The following is a 22003-nucleotide window of genomic DNA, read 5'->3' as shown; positions in this document are numbered from 1 at the left end:
ATACACCGCGCGCGGCAGGCGCGGCCAGTCCTCTACCCGGAGGAGGTGGCCCAGCGCTGGCAGCTCAGCGCGGCCTGGAGCACGAGGGCGCTGGTGAGGGTGCGGCTGATCTGTATCGCCTCGGCGTTGGCCTTCGGAAGCGGGCGGGCGGACCAGGCCCCCTCGGCGCCTCGGGCCGCCTCGAGGAAGCCGAGCGCTCGCGTGGCGAGGTCCGTCTCCGGAGGCGCCTCTCCCGCCTCGTGGGCCACCGACAGGATGAGGAGCGCCAGGGCCGTGCTGAGCGCATCGCTCGGGCCCGAGCCCGTGTTCCACCCACCGTCATCCCGCTGTGACTCGAGGAGAAACTCGCGCAGGCGTCGCATCGCGGGCGAGGCGGGGCGGACGGTGGACAGCAGGCGCAGGCGGGCGTGGGCGCGCGAGTACGGGCCGGAGCGCGAGAGCTCCTGCCAGAAGCGCTCGGGCTCCAGCTGCTGCTCCAGCTGCTCGGCGCACTGCTGGAGCCGGGCGGCATAGCGCTCCGGGTTCAGGAGCCAGAGCGTGTGGAGCGAGGCGGCCTGCTCCACGTCGGGGAGGCCGGAGGCGGAGGCGGCGAGCGCCTCTTCCATGAGCGTGCCGAGCGCCTGCTGGGCCTGGGTCCGGTGGCCGGTGCGCAGCAGGGTCCGCGCGAGCTGCGTCACGGTCTCGGCGTCCGGGCGGCTTGCCTCGGAGGCGCCTCGCTCGAGGAGGCCGCCAGGGCCTCGGCGGCCCAGCAGCGTGCGCGCCTCGTAGTCGAGCAGCCCTCGCAGCCGTCCTCCCAGCAGGGTGTCCGCGTCGCACAGCGCGTCGAGCACCAGGGCGCGAGAGCGGACATCGCTCCCGGCACCTTCTCGATCGGGCTCCTGCGCCGCCGCTCGCATCTCGCCGAAGCCCAGGTGCCACTGGCGCACGAGGAAGCGCAGGGCCTCCCAGGCCACGCGCTGCCAGCGGCCCTCGGGCTCCGGCAGCTCCAGCTCCACGGAGGGCAGCTGCCGCGCGCGAGGCACGTGCTCGACGGCGAGCCGCTGGATGTGCTCCTGAACGGCCAGACACCTGCGGCGCAGCGCCTCCGTGAGCGAGTACCAGGGCAGCTGGAGGCCGGGCAGCACCTCGCGGAGCCGGTTCGCGGTGTCCAGGGCGGACAGGGCCAGCCCGACGACGTGGGCGGCATGTCCTCCCTGGTAGAGCTCGCGGCCGAGCCGATCCAGCTCCGCCTCCAGCTCCGCGCCCTGCTGGGTGGGGCGCTCGGGGAGGACGCGCGCCAGCAGCAGGGAAGGGGTGCGCCGGAACGCATCCTCGCGCCAGTCCAGCAGGTCGTCGCACATCCTCGAGGCGAAGTGGAAGGCGTCGAGCGCCTCCAGCAGCGGCGCGAGCAGGCCGTCATCCCCGGCCAGCTCCACGAGCCCCGCGGCGACGGTGCGGGCCACGCCGCTCTTGCCCAGGACGATGCGGCGCGCCACCTCCTCGGTGTACTCGCGCCACGAGCGCTGGCCCTGGGCAAAGCGCCGCTCCTCGACGAAGGCGTGGGCGTACTCGGCCAGATCCCTGCGCAGCCGCTCCCAGAAGGGGGCGTGGGCGGGGATGGACGGGTACAGCACGTGGCAGGCCTCGAACTGCATGGCCATCAGGCGCATGGCCGCCTCGCCGGCCCGGGGCGGGGAGCTGTCCCCGTCCGCAATCCTGTCGTGCTGGAGGATGGCGCCGTGCATCAGCCGCGCGAAGGCCGTCAGCGGACGGATGGCCTCCGAGGGCAGGCGGGGGAAGGCAGGCAGCAAGAAGTAGGGCAGATCGAGATAGCTGGAGACCCCGTCCGGCCGCGGATCGATGTCGGCGGGCCAGTGCGCGCGCACAGCCTCCACCAGGGCCGTGGAGGCCTCGATCTCCTTGCGGATGTCGGCGGTGAGGCCTGTCAGGGGCATGGGGGGCGGTACCAGCGTGCAGGCGAACGGTACCCGAAAGCCCGGAAATACGGATGTCCTGGGACTGGAATCCAGGGCGACCGTTGAGAGCTGGATGATCGCTCCAGCAGCAAATGTGTTCGAATCGCCCTGATGAGATCAGTCAGTGAGCTCGAGGTTCACTCCACGCTGTACTCAAGTTCGCGCACCGTGGTGGTCCGAGGCGTCTGGAAGGGGCAGCCCGTGGTGGTGAAGCGCGTGGCGGGTGACCGCTCCGCCGCGCGCGCCGGAGCCGACCTGCGCGCCGAGTTCGAGATCCTCCAGCACCTGCGCTGCGACGGCGTGGTGCGCGCGGTGGACCTGCTGGAACTCGAGGATCGGCCGGCGCTGCTCCTGGAGGACGTCGCCGCGCGCTCGCTCGCGGAGCTCCTGAGAGCGCGGCGGCTGCGGCTGGACGAGGCGCTGCGGATCGCGATCCGCAGCGCCCGGACGCTCGGGTGCATCCACAAGTCGAACGTGGTTCACAAGGATCTCAGCCCGGGCAACATCCTGGTCGACGAGCGGACGGGGCAGGTCACGATCATCGACTTCGATCTCGCCTCGCGCTTCGTGTCCGAGACGCCGGCCGTGCAGCACACGGACCGGATAGCGGGATCGCTGGCCTACATGTCCCCCGAGCAGACCGGGCGGATGAACCGCTCGCTGGACTATCGCACCGACTTCTACTCCTTCGGGGCGCTGCTCTACGAGATGCTCACCGGTGCGCCCCCCTTTCGCGCCGCCGATCCCATCGAGATGGTGCACTGCCACATCGCGCGGCGCCCGGTGCCGCCTGACGAGGTCAACCCCGCGGTGCCCCCGGCGCTGTCGGCGGTGGTCCTGAAGCTGCTCGCCAAGACCGCCGAGGAGCGCTACCAGAGCGCCGCCGGCTTGATGCACGATCTCGAGCGGTGCCGCGCGGAGCTGGAGCGCACCGGCACCATCGCGCCCTTCCCCCTGGGGCAGGAGGACGGGAGCGACCGGATCGCGATCTCGCAGAAGCTCTACGGCCGCGACGAGAACCTCCGCATGGTGCTGGAGCACTTCGAGGCGGCTCGCAACGGCGCCAGCCGGGCGCTGCTGATCCTGGGCATGCCGGGCATCGGCAAGTCGTCGCTGGTGCACGAGCTGTACAAGCCGCTGGCGGCCTCCCACGGGTGGCTCGCCGAGGGCCGCTGCGAGCAGCTCTTCCGCGACGTGCCGTACCGCGCCTTCATCCAGGCGTTTCGCAGCCTGGTCAACCAGCTCCTGCAGCAGAAGTCCCTGGGCGCGTGGCCGGAGACGCTGTCGCGCGAGCTGGGGGCCAACGTCGGCGTCATCGCCGATGTGATCCCGGAGCTCCTCCATGTCATCGGGACCCCGCCGCCCGTCCCGGAGCTGGATGCCCTCGGGGCGCGACACCGCTTCCACCTGACGTTCGCCCGCTTCGTCGGCCTGTTCGCGCGGCGCGAGCACCCGCTCGTCCTGTTCATCGACGATCTCCAGTGGGCGGACGACGGCTCCCTCGCGCTCCTGCGCACCCTCCTGGAGGACCCGGACAGCCGGCACCTCCTGCTGATCGGCGCCTACCGCAGCTCCGAGGTTGGCCCTGGTCACCCGCTGCGCACCGCGCTGGCCGAGGCTCACCGCGCCATGCCGGTGTCCGAGATGCACCTGGCCGATCTCGCGCTGCCGGAGATCACCCGCTTCGTCGGGGAGACGCTCGGGGCGGACGCGGGGCGCGCGGCGGAGCTGGCGGGCCTGCTCAAGGAGAAGACCGGCGGCAATCCGTTCTTCCTCACCCAGTTCCTCAAGCGCCTGCACCGCGACGGACTGCTCCGCTACGACGCCACCACCCGACACTGGGGGTGGGACACCGCGGCCATCCGGGCGCGCAACATCACCGACAACGTGGTCGAGCTGCTGTCGGAGCGGATGCGCGAGCTGGACGGGCAGACGCGGGAGTTCCTGCTGCTGGCGGGCTGCATGGGGCACGTCTTCGACATCGACGCGCTGGCGACGATCTCGGGCCGGTCGCCCGCCGAGGTCGAGCGGGCGCTCGGGCCCGCGCTGGAGGCGGGGCTGGTGCACGTCACCTCCGCGCATGACGGCGGCGCTCCGCGCTGGTGCTTCGTGCACGACCGCATCCAGCAGGCCGCCGCCGCTCAGGTGCCAGCGGCCGAGCGAACGTCCATCCACCTGCGCATCGGCCGCCTGCTGCTCCGCGGCACGCCCGTCGAGGCCCGCGGCGAGCGGCTGTTCGAGATCGTCGAGCACCTGAACAGCGGGCGCGAGCTGTTGACCGAGCCCTCCGAGCGCAAGGAGGTGGCGGAGCTGAACGTGCTGGCCGGCCGCCGGGCGGGAGCGTCGGCTGCCTTCCGCCCCGCGATCCAGTTCTGGACCGCCGCGGTGGAGCTGCTGCCGGCCACCTGCTGGGAGACGGATTACGAGCTCAGCTATCGCCTGCACATGGACCTGGCCGAGGCGGCCCATGCCGAGGGCGACTTCGCCGAGATGGGGCGGCACATCGACGCCGTGCTCGCCCATGCCCACACGGACCTGGAGAAGGTCCCCGCCTACCTGCTGCTCATCGCCAGCCACATGGTGAGGGAGGTCAAGTACGACGTCGCCTTGCGGCTGGGCCTGGAGGCCCTGCGCCGCATCGGCATCGTGCTGCCGGAGGAGCCGGCCGCGATCGAGGCGGAGACGGGCCGGCTGATGCAGGCCACCGCCGCCCGCCTCTCCGCCCTGTCCGACGACGATCTGCTCAACCTGCCGCCCATGACCGACCCGACGGCCCAGGCGGCGATAGCCATCCTTCTGCGGATCATCCCCGCCGTCTACGTGGCGAGCCCGCACCTGCTGCCCCTGGTGATGACGCGGCAGATCGCGCTCACGCTGGAGCACGGCCTCTCCAGCATCTCTCCGGTGGCCTTCGGCTACTACGCCATGCTGTTCACGCCCGGCGCCATGGAGGACCTCGACGCCTGCCACCGCTACGGCACCCTCAGCCTGGCGCTCCAGCGCAAGTTCGGGTTCAACCGCTACGAGGCCGTCACCCTCTTCATCGCGGGCGTCTTCCTGCGCCACTGGAAGGAGCACCTGCGCGAGGGGCTGGCCCTCATCTCCACGGCGTTCGACGCCTCCGTCAAGACGGGCAACTACGAGTACTGGAACTATTGTCTGGAGGCGCTGCACTACACCATCCTGGTGCGATGGCGCGACCTGGCGGAGAGCGAGGAACAGTTCGCCTCCTACGATGCCTTCCGGCGGAAGACCGATCTCAAGGTCAACTGCCAGCTCTTTCGCCAGATGGGGCTCAACCTCATGGGGCGCTCCTCCGAGCGCACCGTGCTCGCCGGGGAGGACTTCGACGAGGTACAGGCGGTTCAGCGCTGGCAGGACATCCAGGACTACACGAACCTGTTCTACTTCCACCTGTGCAAGGAGATCCTGCACTACCTCTACGGCAATCTCGGGGAAGCCAAACGGCACAGCGACGCGGCGGAGCAGGCGGCGGCGTCGGCCACCGGCCTCATCGTGTATGCCGAGCACAGGTTCTTCCGCTGCCTGTGCCTCGTGGGGATGCTAGGCTCCGCGGCGGAGCCGGAGCGCGCCGCGTACCGCGCCGAGATCGAGCGCAAGCTGGGCGAGCTCCGTCGGTGGGCGCGGCACTGTCCGGGCAACTTCGAGCACCGCGTGCTGCTGATCGAGGCGGAGCTGCTGGCGGAGGAGGGCGGCGAGCTGGCCCGGATGACCGACTTGTACGACCGTTCGGCGGCGTCCGCTCGGGCGAACGGGTTCTTCCTGCACGCGGGGCTGGCGTGCGAGCGGGCCGGCCTCCGCTGCCTGGCGCTCGGGCGTCGGCGCTTCGCCCGCTCCTACTTTGGCGATGCCCATGAGCTGTACGGGCGGCTGGGCGCCCATGCCAAGGTCGCGGCCATGCAGGAGCAGCACGGCGCGATGATCGCCGCCGCCGCGCGTCCTGGGTGGGTGCCGGTGCACACCACGGACAAGACCGAGCCCGGCGTCTCCACCGCGAACTCGCTGGAGCTGCTGGACTGGTACTCCATCCTCAAGTCATCGCAGGCGTTGTCGGGAGAGATCGTCCTCGAGCGGCTGCTCGAGCGCCTGATGAAGATCGTGCTGGAGAACGCGGGGGCCGAGCGCGGCGTGCTGGCGCGGCGGCGCGCGGGGCGCCTGTACGTGGACGCCGAGGGAACCGCGCTCGGCCAGGTGGTCACCTTCGTGGGCGGGCGGGCGGTGGACGAGGCCGCGGACCTCGCGCTCACGGTGGTCGCGTACTGCGAGCGCACGGGCCGCCGGGTGGTGCTGGAGGACGCCGGGGAGGATCCGCGCTTTCGCAAGGACCCCTACGTGGCGGCACGCCGGCCCAGGTCGGTCCTCTGCATGCCGCTCATCTACCAGGGCCAGGTGACCGCCGTCCTCTACCTGGAGAACAACCTGGTCGCCGGCAGCTTCACCGCGGATCGGCTCGGGTTGCTCGAGCTGCTCTCCTCCCAGCTCGCCACCTCGCTCGAGAACGCGTCGCTCTACTCCACCCTCGAGCGGCGCGTCGCGGAGCGCACCAACGAGCTGCATGGCAAGAACCGGGAGCTGGCCGAGGCGCTGACGTCCCTGCAGAGGATGCAGGAGCAGATCATCGTGCAGGAGAAGCTGTCCTCTCTCGGCAGCCTGACCGCCGGCATCGCGCACGAGATCCGCAACCCCCTGACCTTCGTCGACAACTTCAGCCAGTCGCTCCTGGACCTGGTGCGTGATCTTCGCGAGCAGCTGGAGAGCGGGCACGGCGATCCGTCCGAGGTGCAGGCGCTGCTGGGCGAGATCGAGCAAGCCAGCCAGAAGATCGGCGAGCACTCGCAGCGCGTCGAGCGGATCGTCCACAGCATGCTGATGCACGCGCGCGGCTCCGCCAGTACGCCGGGCCCGGTGGAGATCAACCCCCTGCTCGACAACAGCATCCCCCTCGCCGCGGTCGGCGAGAAGGGAGCGAGGCTGGTCACGTTCGTCAAGGAATACGACGAGGCGCTGGCGCCGGTGCAGGCCAACGCCCAGGAGCTGAGCCGGGTGTTCATCAACCTGATCAACAATGCCTGCTTCGCCGCGCGGGCCCGCGCCGAGCGCGCGGAGCCCGGCTTCGAGGCCGAGGTGCGGCTCACCACCCGAAACATCGGTGACCGGGTGGAGGTGCGCGTACGAGACAACGGCGATGGCATCCCCGTGGCGCTACGCGACCGCATCTTCTCCCCGTTCACCACCAACAAGCCGGCGGGGCAGGGGGTGGGGCTGGGGCTGTCGCTGAGCTACGACATCGTGGTCAAGCGTCACCGCGGCGGGCTGCGCTTCGAGACCGAGGAGGGACGCTTCACCGAGTTCATCCTGGAGCTGCCGCGATGAGCGATGGTGTCGGACCCGGACCCGTCACTCTGCATGCGATGTTCGCGGCACAGGCAGCAGCGTCCCCCGACGCTGTCGCCGTCACCGGCATTGGCCCGCCTCTCACGTATCGCCGGCTCGCCGAGCGGGCCTGGCAGCTCGCGCGCCTGCTGCGTGGGCTCGGAGTCGGGCCCGAGACGCCGGTGGCGGTGAGTGCCGGCCGCGGGCCGGACCTGCTCGTGGCCATCCTGGGAATCCTCGCGAGCGGCGGGGCGTGGGTGCCGCTCGATCCAGAGGCGCCCGACGAGCGCCTGCGGTTCATGCTGTCCGACAGCAAGGCGCGGATCCTGGTGACGGGTAGCGGCGGGAAGCCCATCTCCACCGCCGCGCTCACGCTCTCGCTGCCCGACGCCGCCGCCCTCCTCGAGGCGCAGGAGGCGGCCCCCCTGGACAGCGCGAGTGGCTCGTCCCACCTAGCGTATGTCCTCTACACCTCCGGCTCCACCGGCGTGCCACGGGCGGTCATGGTGGAGCACGGGGGCGCGGTCAACCTGGTGCGGGCATTCATCGACGCGTTCCACATCACGCCGGCCAGCCGGGTGCTTCAGTTCGCCCCGGCTGTCTTCGACGCCTGGGTGGAGGAGACCTTCACCGCGCTCGGCGCTGGAGCGACGCTGGTGCTCGCTCCGGACTCGGTCCGCCTGCCCGGGCCAGAGCTGGTGCGGTTCCTGGAGACGAATGCGGTGAGCGTGGCCACGCTTCCGCCCGCCGTGCTCGCCGCCCTGCCGGACGCGCCCCTGCCCGAGCTCGCGACGCTGGTGTCGGCGGGGGACTCGTGCACGGACCGGATCCTCGACCGCTTCGCCGCCGGGCGGCGGTTCGTGAATGCCTATGGCCCCACCGAGATCACCGTCTGCGCCACCCTGGGTGTGCTGCGCTCGGGGGACGATCCCAACGACATCGGCCTGCCTCTTCCTGGCGTGACGGTGCACGTGCTCGACGAGCACCTGTCCCCGGTGCCGCACGGCCAGCCGGGAGAGCTGTACGTGGGTGGGGTGGGGGTGGCGCGCGGCTATCTCGGCGCGCCGGACCTGTCAGCGGCGCGCTTCATCCCCGATCCTTTCGGCACCACCCCCGGCGCGCGGTTGCACCGCACCGGCGATCGCGTCCGGGTAGGAGAGGGCGGGCGGTTGCATTTCCTGGGGCGTACGGACGGCCGGGTGAAGGTACGCGGCTGCCGGGTGGAGCTGGGGGAGATCGAATCCGCCTCGAGACAGCACCCCGCGGTCGGCGATTGCGCCGCGGTGCATGTGCGGCGGCCGGACGGCGACGGAGACATCACCCTGTTCTACGCCCCGCGTCCAGCGGCGACGTCCTCGCTCCTGGAGAGCGGGCCTTCGCTGGCGATGCCCGTCACGGATGTCGAGGTGCGACGCCACCTCCAGCAGCTCCTTCCTGCCTACGCGGTCCCGTCCCGCATCCTCCCCCTGCCGGCCCTGCCTCTCACCCGGAGTGGCAAGGTCGACCGTCCCGCTCTCGTCGCGCGGGCGGCGACCTCATCTCCCGCCGCGTCACTGGCCGCCACGTCCACCTCCGCCGAGCGGGTCGCCGAGTGGCGCGCGCTGTTCGACGAGATGGCGCAGTCGCACGCGCCGGATGCGACCGATCCGCGGCTGGACACCCAGGGGTGGACGAGCAGCCGCGGCGGACTCCCCTTCGCCGCCAGCGAGATGCGGGAATGGGTGGAGGACAAGGTGGAGGCAATCCGGGCGCTGGGCCCTCGGCGGGTCCTGGAGCTGGGCTGCGGCACCGGCATGTTGCTCCTGCGGATCGCCCCACACTGCGAGGTGTACGACGGCACGGACTTCAGCCGCGTGTTCGCCGCCCGCCTGGCCAGCCGGATCGCCGCGCTTCCGGAGGCGTCCAGGGCGACAGTGACGGTGCGCGAGGCGGACGACTTCCGCGGTGTGCGGCCAGGGCAGTACGACACCGTGGTCATCAACTCGGTGGCCCAGCATTTCCCCGATGATGACTACTTGCTGCGCGTCATCGGTGCCTCGGTCGAAGCCCTTGCCCCGGGCGGATTCATCTTCCTCGGCGACGTGCGCAGCCTGCCGCTCCTGGAGGCGTTTCATACCTGGGTGCAGCTGGAGCAGGCGGACGACGGGCTCCCCGTCTCCGCGCTGCGCTCCCGCGTCGACGCACGCATCCGGTCGGAGGAGGAGCTGGTGCTGGATCCCTCCTTCTTCCACTCCCTGCCGCGCCGCTTTCCCACCATCACCTCGGTGGGCGTGCGCCTGCAGCGCGGCCGTCACCATAACGAGATGACGGCGTTTCGTTACAACGTGTGCCTGCGCGTGGGCCCGCCGCCCCCGCCGCCCCTGCCGTCACGGATCTCCCCAGCGGCGCCACCGGCCGACCTCGCGGAGCTGCGCGGGCGGCTGCGTGAGGAGCGGCCGGAAACGCTCCTCCTTCGTGGGCTGCTGAATGCGAGGGTGAAGGAAGCAGTGGCGTGCGCGGCGCTGCTCTCGGCGACCGATGCCCCGGCCACGGTGGCGGAGCTACGCGCGCGTGCCGCCAGCCTCCCTCCTGGCTTCGATCCCGAGGATCTGCGGGAGCTGGCCGTCGCGGAGGGCTACCACGTGGAGGCTGGCTGGTCGGGCACGCTCGATCAGTTCGACGTGCTCTTCCATCGCGGCCCGGCGGTAGCGCCGTGGTGGGAGCTGCCCGGGACGGTGGCCGCTGCTCCCGTCGAGGGCAGGCCGATGTGGAACGTCCCCCTCCGCCGGGACCTCCCTCCCGCTCCCAGCTCGGGCTTCAACGAGGGGACCGCGGCAGACCGTGACGGTGTGGCTCGCCGCGTCGCCGCGGTGTGGGCGGAGGTTCTCGGGCGCGACGACTTCAGCCATCGCGACAACTTCTTCGACGCGGGCGGCCACTCGCTCGCACTGGTCAAGGTCCGGCGCGGCTTGCACGAGGCGTTCGGCGTGGACCTGACGATTGCGGAGCTGTTCCGCTACACCACCGTGGAGGCGCTGGCGGCACGGCTGGCGGGGGGGAGGGAGGCGTCCGGAGCGGCGCTGGCGGCCTCGACAGGAACGGCGCCGGAGGGTGGCGCTCATCCTGCTGGAGCGGTGGCCGTCGTTGGCCTGTCCGGGCGGTTTCCGGGTGCTCCCGACCTCGCCCGCTTCTGGGACAACCTGTGCAACGGTGTCGACTCGATCGTTCAGCTCACCGACGAGCAGCTTGGCGCCTGGGTGCCGAGGGAGGTGCTGGCCGATCCGGACTACGTGAAGGCCGCCGCTCTGCTCTCGGACGCCAACGGGCTGGACGCCGACTTCTTCGCCATCTCCTCCACCGAGGCGGAGCGGATGGATCCGCAGCACCGGCTGTTCCTGGAGCAGTGTCACGCGGCGCTCGAGCACGCTGGCTACGATTCGCGCCGCACCTCCCAGCGCGTGGGGGTGTTCGGCGGGGCCCACATGAACCGCTTCTCGGTGGCGAACCTGCATGCCAGCTGGCCGACCCACGACACCGGCCTCGACATCATGATGGCGCTGGGCAACGACAAGGACTTCCTGGCCACGAGGGTGGCCTACAAGCTCGACCTGCGTGGCCCCGCGCTCGACGTCCAGACGGCGTGCTCCACCTCGCTGGTGGCGGTCCACGCCGCCTGCCAGTCCTTGCAGGCGGGGCAATGTGACATGGCGCTGGCCGGTGGGGTGAGCGTCATCGCCCCCCAGGCGGTGGGGTATCGATACCGCGAGGGGAGCATCTTCTCGCGCGACGGCCGCTGCCGACCGTTCGACCGTGACGCCAGCGGCACCGTCGTGGGCAGCGGGGTGGGAGTGGTGGTGCTCAAGCGGCTGGTTGATGCGCTGCGCGACGGCGACACGGTGCATGCCGTGATCCTGGGAGCAGCGGTCAACAACGACGGCGCGCGCAAGGCGAGCTTCACCGCGCCCGGCGTGGAGGGACAGGAGGAGGTGATCCGGAGCGCACTCCGGACCGCGGGCATCGCGCCCCAGAGCATTGGCTTCGTCGAGGCGCATGGCACTGGCACCCGGCTGGGAGATCCGATCGAGATCGAGGCGCTGGCGCGCGCCTACGGGAAGGCGCCCGGGCATCGGTGCGCGGTCGGGTCGGTCAAGTCCAACGTCGGCCACCTCGCGGCGGCATCGGGCATCGCCGGGATGATCAAGGCGATCCTGGCCCTGAAGCACCGGCGCATCCCTCCCACGGCGCACTTCCGAGCTCCCAACGAGCACATCGATTTCGCCGCCACTCCCTTCTTCGTCAACACCGAGGTGCTGGACTGGGAGAAGGGCGATGCCCCTCGTCGCGCGGCGGTGAGCTCGTTCGGCTTTGGCGGCACCAACGCCCACGTCATCCTCGAGGAGGCGCCACCCGTCGCTCCCGTGGAGTCGAGCGAGCGCCCGGTGCGGCTGCTGTGCCTCTCGGCGCGCTCGGAGGGAGCTCTCCGCGCCGCCGCTGCCTCACTCGCCTCCCACCTGCGCGAACGGCCGGACCTTCCCCTCGCCGACGTGGCCTACACGCTGCACGTTGGCCGCGGCGAGCATCCGCACCGCGCGTTCGCCGTCTGCCGCGACGTGCCCTCGGCCGTCGCCTCCCTGGACTCCCTCTCGCCCGCGCCACCAGTCCCCGTGGGAGAGCCGCCACGCCGGATGGCGCTGCTGTTCCCCGGGCAGGGAGTGCCTCATCCGGACATGGGCCGCGCGCTCTACCAGACCGAGCCCGTGTTCCGCGCCGAGATCGATCGCGCCGCCGAGATCCTCCTCCCCCTGCTGGGACTGGATCTGCGCGCCGCGATTCACCCCAGCGCGTCCGAGCCGCCGGCGCTCGTTGAGGGGGCGCTGGCGCAGCCCGCGCTGTTCGCCGTGGAGTATGCGCTCGCGCGGCTGCTCGAGTCCGTTGGCCCGAGGCCGGCCGCCGCGATGGGACACAGCCTGGGGGAGTACGCGGCTGCCGCCGTGGCGGGAGTGTTCACGCTGGAGGACGCCCTGGCCCTGCTGGTCGCCCGTGGCCAGCTGATGCAGGCGATGCCCCCCGGGCGGATGGTGGCCGTGCTCGCCCCGCTGTCCGCGCTGGAGCCGTGGCTGGGGGAACGACTCTCGATCGCGGGCATCCTGCCCGATCGGACGCTCGTGTCCGGGCCACCGGAGGAGGTGGAGGCGCTGGAAGGCCGCCTCGCGACTGCCGGAATCGCGACGGAGCGGCTCCCCGTGGAGCGCGCATTCCACTCGTGGATGATGGAGCCGCTGCTCGCCGACTTCGAGGCGCGGGTGCGGGCCGTGCACCTCTCGCCCCCCTCGATCCCGTTCGTCTCCAACGTCACCGGAGATTGGATCACCGCCGCCGAGGCCACGGACCCGACATACTGGGTGCGCCACGCGCGCCAGCCCGTGCAACTGGCTCGCGGGCTGGACACGCTGGCCGCCGATGCCAGCCTGGTGTTCGTGGAGGCGGGACCAGGGCGCGGCCTGTCGCGTGCGATGCAGCGGCGTCTCTCTGGCGCCCCGGCACGCTGCTTTCCGGTCCTGCCGAGCCGCGACGCAGGCAGCGCGTTCCTCTCCACTCTCGGTGGGTTGTGGTCGGCCGGTGTCCCCATCGACTGGCAAGCGCTGTACCGGGGCGAGTCCCGCCGCCGCGTGCCGCTGCCCACCTATCCCTTCGAGCGGCGGTCCTTTCCGCTGGTGCTGCCAGAGCGGACAGTCGCGCCGGTGCCTTCCCGCACCGACCAGCCTCCGGAGGCGCCCGCGAGTGGAGACGGCGCCTTCGTGCTGGCGCAGGAGAGCGGCCAGATCGCCCGGCGCGGCGCGCGGATCCAGGAGCAGCTCGCGATCCCAGGGCTGGATGCGTACCCAGGACTGCGCGAGGGGCTCTCGGCGCTCACTACCAGCTACATCAGCGAGTGCTTGAGCGCCCGCGGGGTGGGGCTCCGGCGGGGTGAATCCCGCTCGCGCGACGAGTGGCTCCGGGCAGTCGGCGTGCTTCCCCGGTTCCATCGCTTCTTCGATTTCCTGCTCGACTCGTTGGAGCGGGACGGGCATCTCGCGCGGCGCGGCGAAGTCATCGAGTGCCTGACGGACGCATCCGACATCCCACCTTCGGCCGCGCGAGAGGCGGAGCTCGCCGCCGCCCACCCTGGGTTCGCCGGCATCCTCAGCTTCCTTCGGCGCTCGGCGGAGCACCTCGGCCCCGCCCTGTGCGGCGAGCACGATGCGGTGAGCGTGCTCTTCCCGGATGGCACCGACGCCTTCATCCGCGACTGCGAGCAGCGCACGGTGGAGTACAACCAGTCGCGCGTGTGCATCTCGCTGACCACCGAGGTGCTGGCGGAGCTCGCCGCGCGGCCGAGAGCCCGCCCGCTGCGCATCCTGGAGGTCGGCGGGGGCCGCGGCCTGCTGACCTGGCCAGCCCTGGAAGCGCTCCGAGGCGCCAGGGTGGATTATCACTTCACGGACATCGGTCGTCTGTTCGTGCTTCGCGCCGAGGCGGAGGCGGCGCGGCGCGGCATCACGAACCTGCGCTGCTCGCGGTACGACATCGCCGCCGACCCGGTGGAGCAGGGTCTGCGCCTCGGCGACTACGACGTGATCCTGGCCCTGAACGTGGTGCACGCGACGCCCGACGTGCGGCGCACCATGGAGCAGCTGCTGCCCCTGCTCGCCCCGGCAGGCCTGCTCATGCTCATCGAGGCCGTGGAGGTCGAGCGCTTCCACCACCTCATGTGGGGGCTGGCGCCCGGCTACTGGGACTTCAACGACGGCCGCACGGAGCTGCTCATGAGCGCCGCGCAGTGGGAGGCGGTGCTCGCACGCCTCGACGTCGCGTCCGCCCGCACCTTCCCCGCTGGCTCGCCTGGCGCCGATCACCGCCTGTTCATCGCCCAGCGTCCGCTCGAGCCCCTCGGCCTTCCGGACAGCCCTCAGCGCGCGCCTGGGGCGGCGGTGGGAGAGCCCATGCGGCCCCCTCCGGCGGTGAGCGCTCCTGTCCCCGACGCTGGCGGCGCGAGGGGCGTGGAAGCGCGGTTGGTGGCCATCTGGGAGGCGGCGCTCGGTGTCCGCGGCCTCGACCGCCGCAAGACGTTCTTCGACGCGGGGGGCGACTCGCTCGTGGCGGTGCACCTCCTCGCCCGCGTGCGTGACGAGCTCGGGGTGGCCATCAGCATGCCTGAGTTCATGCGCGATCCGACGGTGGCCGGGATGGGGCGCCTGCTGGAATCGCCGCGGCGAGAGAGGGGAGGGGACGCGGCGCCGACCTGCGTCGTGCCGCTCTCGCCGACGGGACGCCGGCCGCCACTGTTCCTGGTTCATCCCGCGGGCGGCAGCCCGCTGTGCTACGCGGGCTTGATTCCTCACCTCGGGCCTGACCAACCCGTCTACGGCCTTCAGTGCCCTGGCCTGCACGATGACGAGCAGACGCCCGATACGGTGGAGGCGCTGGCAGCGCGCTACGTGCGCGAGCTGCGGCAGGTGGTGCCGAGCGGGCCGTACTGCCTGGGAGGGTGGTCTTTCGGCGGCGTCGTGGCCTTCGAGATGGCGCGCCTTCTGGCGCAGGCCTCCGCGCCGGTGCCGCTGCTCGCGCTCCTGGACAGCGGGGTGGTGTCGGCGGGGGGGCGCCCTCTGGGAGAGAGCAGGCTGCGGGTGGCCTCCGCGGTCTCGGATGTGCTGCGGCTGTTCTTCGAGATCAAGCCGCCGACCTCCTACCAGGACTTCCTGCTGCTCAGCCGGTGGGTGGGCGTGAACCTGCCCGACTCGATGCGCACGCTGCTGGAGCGGGACGCCGCCACCATTGCCCGCTACGGTCGCAGCCTGGCGCTCAACCTGCCGCGCTTGATGGCGGTGTACAAGACCAACTTCCTCTCGGCGGTGAACTATCAGCCGCGGCCCTACGGGGGCCCGGTCACCCTCTTCCGGGCGACGGGCAGCCGACTCGACAGGCGGATGCTGGACCTCGAGCAGACACGCGACTTCGTCACCAGCGAGCTCGAGGTGGAGCTGGTGCCGGGCAATCACATGACGTTGCTGAGCCAGGAGAACGTGGGGAAGCTCGGGCAGGCCCTGCGGACGCGGATCGACCGGCTTACCGGCGCGTGACTTCAATGGCAAACGGGGAGTTCATGGGCAAGCAAGGGGAAGGTGCTGGGAATCGCAAGAAGTTCCGCATCCTCTCCCTCGACGGTGGAAGCACCTCGGGGGGGATGGTGTCGATCCTGCTCTTGAAGGAGATGATGGACAACCATCCCAGCCTGCTGGAGCGAGCCGACGTCATCGTCGGTACCTCGGCTGGTGCCTGGAACGCGCTCACCATCGCGGCGCAGCCGCCTGATCAATGGGCGAAGGGGGTGGAGCGGGCGCTGTCCGCGCTGTGGAGCAACCAGGGAACCCGCGCGCTGACGAACCCCCACTGGCTCCGCTTCGTTCTCCTCAGCAAGTCCCTGTACGGCGACAACTTCCGTCATGTGCTCGAGCCCCTCGTCGGCGCGAGTACGCTCGGAGGCCTGAGCAAGAAGGTGCTGTTGACGGCCGTGGGCCTCAGCGGCCCCACGCTGTTCAACCTGAGGAACTGGAACAGCTGGGAACACGGCGACAGGAAGGCACTCGACGTCGCGCTCGCTTCCTCCGCCGCGCCCCTGCTGGCGCCGATCCATGATGGCAGCGCTGATGGGGGGCTGCTCCGCAACAACCCCAGCGCGATGGCACTGGTCTACCTGTGGCAGCTCCACAGGAAGCACCCCGACGAGATTCCGGAGCCCGAGGACTTCGTGCTCCTGTCGATCGGCAACGGCCTCGTGCCGGCCGGCCAGGTGGTTGGTGACCACGACTGGGGTTGGCTGCAATGGCTCCGGCGATTGCGGCTGGTGCATTTCCTGTACGACCTCAACATCTACCCCTCCACCGAAGACGGCATGGAGCTGATGAAGGCGCTGCATCCAGAGACCCGATCCGAGGACCTGCCATACCTGCGCGTCAACCCGCAGGCGGGCGTGAACCTGCTCGAGTGGGTGATGATGTACGGGCTCAACTTCCCCTCGTTCATGAACCGCCATCTCCAGCGTGACGCCAAGGCCTACGTGCAGGGCCTGCCGGGCACCCAGGGAGAGAGCACGCGCAGCTGGCAGGGAGTCCTCGAGTGGCTCCGCGACCACTGGTGAGGACACCGACGCCTCGGTATGGAAGCGAACCTGGAGGAGCGAGAACGCATGGCTGCAAGCTCTGGAAGTGAATGGGAGCGCCTGCTCCTGGGTTGCCCGGCGCTGGCGATTGACGAGGCGCCCCAGTCAGCTTCGCCGCAGTCAGAGCAGCCGCAACCAGCCCCGCTTCAGCCAGCTCACGCCAGCTGGCTGGCGGAGTGGCTCGTCTTGCGCCGCTACGAAGCCGGGACGCGGCTCGACAGGCTGCCGCCCGCGCTCAGGTTCGTCTGGAAGGGAGCCGCCTTCGTGCAGGAAGAGGGTGGGGGGTTCAAGCCCCAGCCCGGGAGTGTCCTCGGGCTCCAGTACGTAGCGGAATGGTCCACCGGACAGGCCGGGCGCAAGCCACGCCGGGCCACGGCGCTCGAGCCGATGGAACTCCTCGAGCTGCCGCTCGAGTCCTTTCCTCGGGCCTTCACGGGCCTGGGCACTGACATCCTGAAGCGCCTGCTCGCGGCCGCGGCCGCCGTCCCGCTGGCGTGCGACGCGGTGCGGGCGCTCGACTACGAGCCTCGGTTCACCAATGCGCACCGGCACGATCTTCGCCGGCTCGTGGAGGGTGCCGCGCGGGTGGACGTGGAGAGCCTGGAGCGCGTCACCATCGGTGACCGCGGCTATCGTGTGCTCATGAGGGAGGGGGCTCTCCCCACGGCCTTCTTCATCCTGCTCGGGGGCTCCTCGGAGCTTCGCCGCGGCGTCCAGCGCCTCGCTGTCTTTCGACCGCCGGCCATCATCGCGTCGAAGAAGCTCCTGCTGAAGAAGCCGCTGGCGGGCAGCGTGGTGGTGCCGGAGGAGGAGGTGGGGAGCACGGTGCTCCTTCGCATCGAGGGAGCGCACCTGATGCACCTCATCCAGACGGTGCCGGACCTCCATCGAGCCATTCGCCGGGGGAGTCCCGAGCTGATACCCGACCCAGGTCCTCCCGCGCTGAACCAGTTCCTGATGCTGGACAGCGCGCCTTCCGTGACACTCCCGCTGAGGGAGCTGGCCTGCCTGCTGGCGGAGCGGATCGCGGCGCACCTCGAGGAGCACGTCCACGTGGTGCACCTCGTGGCCGAGGCGACCACCTCGCGCCCTGGGAAGATCCGCCGGCCGAAGGGCGCCCGGGATGGGTGGGTGGCCGAGAGCACCATCGAGTGGCCAGCACAGGCGGGCCGGGTACTCACCTACAACAACGAGCTCGCCTGGATGCAGGATGGGGCTCGCGTCGCGGGTGAGGTGAACGTCACGATCATCGACGTCTCCGCGCTCGATCGCCCGGAGCGCGCCCAGGTGCTTGAGCTGCTCTCGACGGAGGGGGCCCGGCGCGGGCCCGCCAGGCTGCTGTACCTCCTCAATGACGTCAGCGAGCGCCCCTCGCTCGACGGGTACGGAGGCAAGGTCCAGCTGATCCCCACGGGGCTGCTGAGCTCGGAGGTGCCCGCTCGCCTCGAGAGGATCCGCCAGGATGGCGTCGAGCACGCGACGGGCGACGACGTGAAGCATGGCCGGTGGAAGCTGTTCTCCCGGCTCGGGGAGGTGGCAGGGCTCGCGGCGGATGGCCTGCGCGCCCGGATACGACGGAAGCGGGACGAGGCGACGATGAGGTGGCCCATGGGGACGGTGCGGGTCCGGTTCCCCAAGGACTGGTCCTCGGGCGGCCCGCTCCCCCGGACGCTCGAGGATGCGCCGGAGGTGCTGCGGCGCACGTTCGACCGGTGGGCCCGCGCCGCGACGGGCCGCCGGGTAGGTGTCGCGCTCGGGGGCGGTGGTGCCTACGGCTTCGTGCACCTGGCCCTGCTGGAGGAGCTGCTCGGCGCTCCGCCGCGAGAGGCCAGCGGGAGCTCCCCTCCGGAGGCGGCCCGCGCAGCGGCGCTCTCTCGGAGCGTCCCGGTCGACATGGTGTCCGGCTCCAGCTTCGGCTCGGTGGTGGGCGCCTTCTACTGCGCGGGCGAGCTGATGGGGCTGAACCTGCTGGTGGATCACGCCTCCATGATCAACGTCGTCGCGCTCCTCGGGGTCGCCAGCAGCGCGGGGCTCGGCTGGTGGGTCGACTATGAGCTCGGCGCGATCGATCTGAATGAGCTGGAGGTGCCGCTGTTCCCCGTGGTGACGGACGCGGACGCGGGTGTGGAGTGGGACATCCGCCATGGCACGGTGGGCCTCGGCGCGCGGGCCAGCGGTTCGCTGCCCCCTCTCATCGGTCCGACGCTCGTCGGTGATCGCCGCTTCCTCGATGGCGGCGTGGTGGCCAACGTGCCGGTGGATGTGCTGCGCGCGGAGGGGGCCGACATCTTCATCGCGGCGAACGCCATCTCCCGGGTGTCTCCCCGCGTGCGCTCGTTCCCGTCCGTGCCCGTGCTGGGGGTGCTGTTGCGCGAGCTCAACCCGATACTGAGGGCCAAGGACACCCTGCGGATGCTCATCATGGTCGCGCGGACCGCGGGGGAGAGCCAGGGCGTGGGGCGCAATACCGTGATGTACCGCCCCAAGCACAACCATGCGTGGGTGCTCGCGTTCGGGGAGGGCCGCCGCATCGCCAACGAGGCGCGGGAGAGCATTCAGTTGGCCCAGGCCGTCGCGCAGGCGCGGGCACAGTGGCGCGCCCGCCTGAACAACGTGCCCGAGCCGGTACGAGACGACGGGACGAGACTCACCCTGGAGATGCCGCTGGTTGTCACCGGCCGCGAGCTGGTGGCGGGAGAGCAGGCACTGCATGAGCTGGTGCAGTACCTGCTGGAGCGCAGGGACATCGTGTCCTTCGGGCTCGAGGTGGCCTCCTCCTCCGAGAAGCACGCGGGGGAATGCGCGGAGGTGATCCGCGACTGGCTCGAGCCGCTGGTGCCGCAGCGCATCACCGGCAGCTCCGTGGCCATCTCTTCCTGGGTTGCCCCGTATGCGCTGCTCTCGCTGGTGAACGTGGAGACGCGCAAGGACGTGGATCAGGCCACCGTGTTCCGGTTCACGGAGCTGGTGGAGGCCCGGCGAGAGCGGGAGGAGGAGAAGCGGCGGGAACGGCAGGTGCCGTGGATCCGGGTCCTGGCCTCCGAGAGTGAGCGCGAGAGCCGCGAAGGCGATCTCGAGCTCGCGCGGCTGCTGGCGCTGGAGGCGGCGCATGCGGTGCGGACGGCGCAGGCGGGCGTGTTGTCGCTGGACGTCGATCGGGCCCTGCGCTGCGTCCTCGCGCGGCGTGGCCTGACGGTGGGCACCATCGAGAGCTCCAGGTCCGGAGTGACGTGCCTCGCCTGGCACCCGCGAGGGACCCACCTCGCCATCGGCGACAACGAAGGGAACCTGCGGCTGTGGAACAGGGAGAAGAAGAGCCTGGAGCCCGGGGCGCGGAGCCACTCCGAGGGGACGGATCGAAGCCTGAACCACCTCGCCTGGTCTCCCGCGGGAGACCTGCTGGCGAGCTCTGGCAACGATGGCTGGGTGAAGCTGTGGGAGCTCTCCTCCGGAGGCGACGTGAGCGCGGCGGCGCTGCGCCAGTCCCCGGGGCGTGGGCTGTATGTGAAGACCTGGAACCACTGGGGGCTCGCGTTCGCGCCGTCCGCGACCTGGCTGCTCGCTCCGAACGTCAGCGCCAGCGGGGAGAGCAGCAAGGACCACCGGTCCGCTGCGCTCGTCGATCTGGGGCAGAGCGCTTCGGAGCGGAACGCGAAGCCGCTCGAGGTGCAGGTGGACACCGCGGCGTGGGAGCCGGGAGGGGACCGGTTCGCGACGGTGGGGAGCGGCGAGCTCGTGCTCTGGCGCTTGGAGTCCGGGAAGCCGGTGGTCGTCGAGCGGACACCGTTCGCGGGTGCATGCGCCCTGGCCTGGCGCCCCCAAGGCGCTGCTCGTCGCGAGCCCATGCTGGCGGTGGGTGGCGCGGCTGGCATCCTCTTGTACTCGCCTGGCCGCGCTCCGGTGCCGCTCGAGACCCGGGGAGCGCCGACGAGCGAGGTGGCCTGGAGCCCGGACGGCGGCACGCTGGCCGCGTTGAGCCAGGCGTCTTGCGCGGTCTCCCTCTGGGATGGTGACGCGGGCGGGCTCATGGATGTGCTGCGGTGCGACGGGGGAGTCCCTACGCACCTCGCGTGGAACCCGGCCGAGCCTGGCCTCCTCGCCGTCGGGGAGGGAGCGCGGGTCTGGCTCTGGGATACCCTGACAGGCAGGTTGCTGACGCGGCTCACCGGCCATACGGGGAAGCTCTCCTCGATGGTCTGGAGCCCGGATGGCGAGCTCCTGGCCACCGGCAACAGGGATGGCACGGTGCGGCTGTGGGATCACCAGCTGGGGGGGCCTGATCACTTCTCGAGCCTCACGGAGCTCGAGGCGGCGACGCGCTCCGAGAGGCCGATCGCCTGGTCCACCGGGCAGGTGATGCCGCAGCTCGAGCTGCCTCCGCGACGACCCGCCACGGGGCCGTGGTGCCGACTCAGCCCCGACAGGAGCCGGGCCGCGGTGGCCATGCTCCCCGACAGCGGCGAGGGCTTCGCTGTCCCCCGCGTCTGGCGCACCGCCGAGGGATGGCCGTCTGGATTCCTGGAGGGCCTTGCGGGCAGGCCCGTGGATGTCTTCTGGAGCCCCGACGGCAGGTGGTTCGCCGTGCGTGAGGGCAAGCACGTCTCGGTCTGGGAGGCGGAGCCCCTCCGGTTGAGGGCGAGAGCCAGCTTCGAGCAGAAGGTCCTGCCGGTCGCATGGCATCCGGAGCGTCCGCTGATCGCGCTGGGCGTGTGGGCCGGGCACGGGGAGTCGCTGCGGCTGTGGGACCTCTCGACGGCGCTGGGAGGCGAGCCATCCTCCGGCGAGGGCCCATGGCCCGCACCACCGACGCCGCGGGGGAGTCAGGAGCTGGACGGGCTATGGCACCTGGCCTGGCACCCCTCGGGCGCGCACCTGGCCGCTGCCTGCAACGATCGGCACGTCCGCGTCTACCACGTCACTGACCGGGGGACGCCGGAGGCCCCCGTGGTGACCCTCAGCACCCAGCTCCAGCTCGACAACGTCGTGCAGCGGGTCGCGTTCAGCCCCGCGGGCAATCTGCTCGCGACCAGTGATCGCACCGGGGTGGTTGGGATCTGGAACGCCGCCCGGAAGGATCTCGTGATGAGCCCCCAGATCCGTGGCCTGCGCGGTCACCAGCTCATCTGGAACCACGACGGCACTCTGCTGTTCTCCGCGGACAAGACGGGGCGTGGCCTGCTCTGGAGAGCCGCCGAGGGTGGCTGGGCCATCAGCGCCGTCTTCGATCAGGATCTGTCGAAGCCGCGTGCCGCCGCCTTCAGCGAGGACGGCGACTGGCTGATCGTCGTGGGCCATGACGGGTGGCTCCGCCTGCACGCCACCAGCTTGAAATCGCTGGTGGGCCGCGTTGAGGCTCGCCGGGGGCGCTCGACCTTCACGCAAGCTGAACGAGCGCGTTTCCTCGGGGGTGGGGCGCAGCACTGGTCGCCGCCGGCCGCGCGGTGACGGTATGGGCCCGCGCCAGGAGAGGCCCGGG

5 protein-coding genes are annotated in these 22003 nt (G+C 71.1%); 4 read left to right on the top strand and 1 reads right to left on the bottom strand.

What is annotated here, in order from left to right; genetic code table 11:
* Window positions 1-32 precede the first annotated feature (32 nt).
* Complete coding sequence (locus KY572_RS05950) at window positions 33-1934, bottom strand: prenyltransferase/squalene oxidase repeat-containing protein (protein ID WP_224241283.1); 1902 nt, start codon at window positions 1932-1934, stop codon at window positions 33-35.
* 132 nt (window positions 1935-2066) lie between these two features.
* Between KY572_RS05950 and KY572_RS05945 the strand changes: the two genes are divergently transcribed.
* From KY572_RS05945 to KY572_RS05930, 4 genes are all read left to right on the top strand, one after another.
* Window positions 2067-7349: a trifunctional serine/threonine-protein kinase/ATP-binding protein/sensor histidine kinase gene (locus KY572_RS05945; protein ID WP_224241281.1), complete on the top strand. Its 5283-nt coding sequence runs from the start codon at window positions 2067-2069 to the stop codon at window positions 7347-7349.
* Window positions 7346-15448, top strand: a complete 8103-nt coding sequence (locus tag KY572_RS05940; RefSeq protein WP_224241279.1) for a polyketide synthase — start codon at window positions 7346-7348, stop codon at window positions 15446-15448. The genes KY572_RS05945 and KY572_RS05940 overlap by 4 nt, the downstream gene beginning before the upstream one ends.
* 23 nt (window positions 15449-15471) lie before the next feature.
* On the top strand, window positions 15472-16506 hold the full coding sequence (locus KY572_RS05935) for a patatin-like phospholipase family protein (protein ID WP_224241277.1): 1035 nt from the start codon (window positions 15472-15474) through the stop codon (window positions 16504-16506).
* 207 nt (window positions 16507-16713) lie between these two features.
* Window positions 16714-21972 carry a patatin-like phospholipase family protein gene (locus KY572_RS05930; RefSeq protein ID WP_224241275.1) on the top strand — a complete coding sequence of 1753 codons (5259 nt, stop codon included), beginning with the start codon at window positions 16714-16716 and terminating at the stop codon, window positions 21970-21972.
* Window positions 21973-22003: the final 31 nt, after the last annotated feature.

Source organism: Hyalangium gracile, assembly GCF_020103725.1.
Lineage (GTDB): Bacteria > Myxococcota > Myxococcia > Myxococcales > Myxococcaceae > Hyalangium > Hyalangium gracile.
Note: the sequence above shows the minus strand (reverse complement) of the source record. Positions and strands in the feature narration are given on the sequence as shown.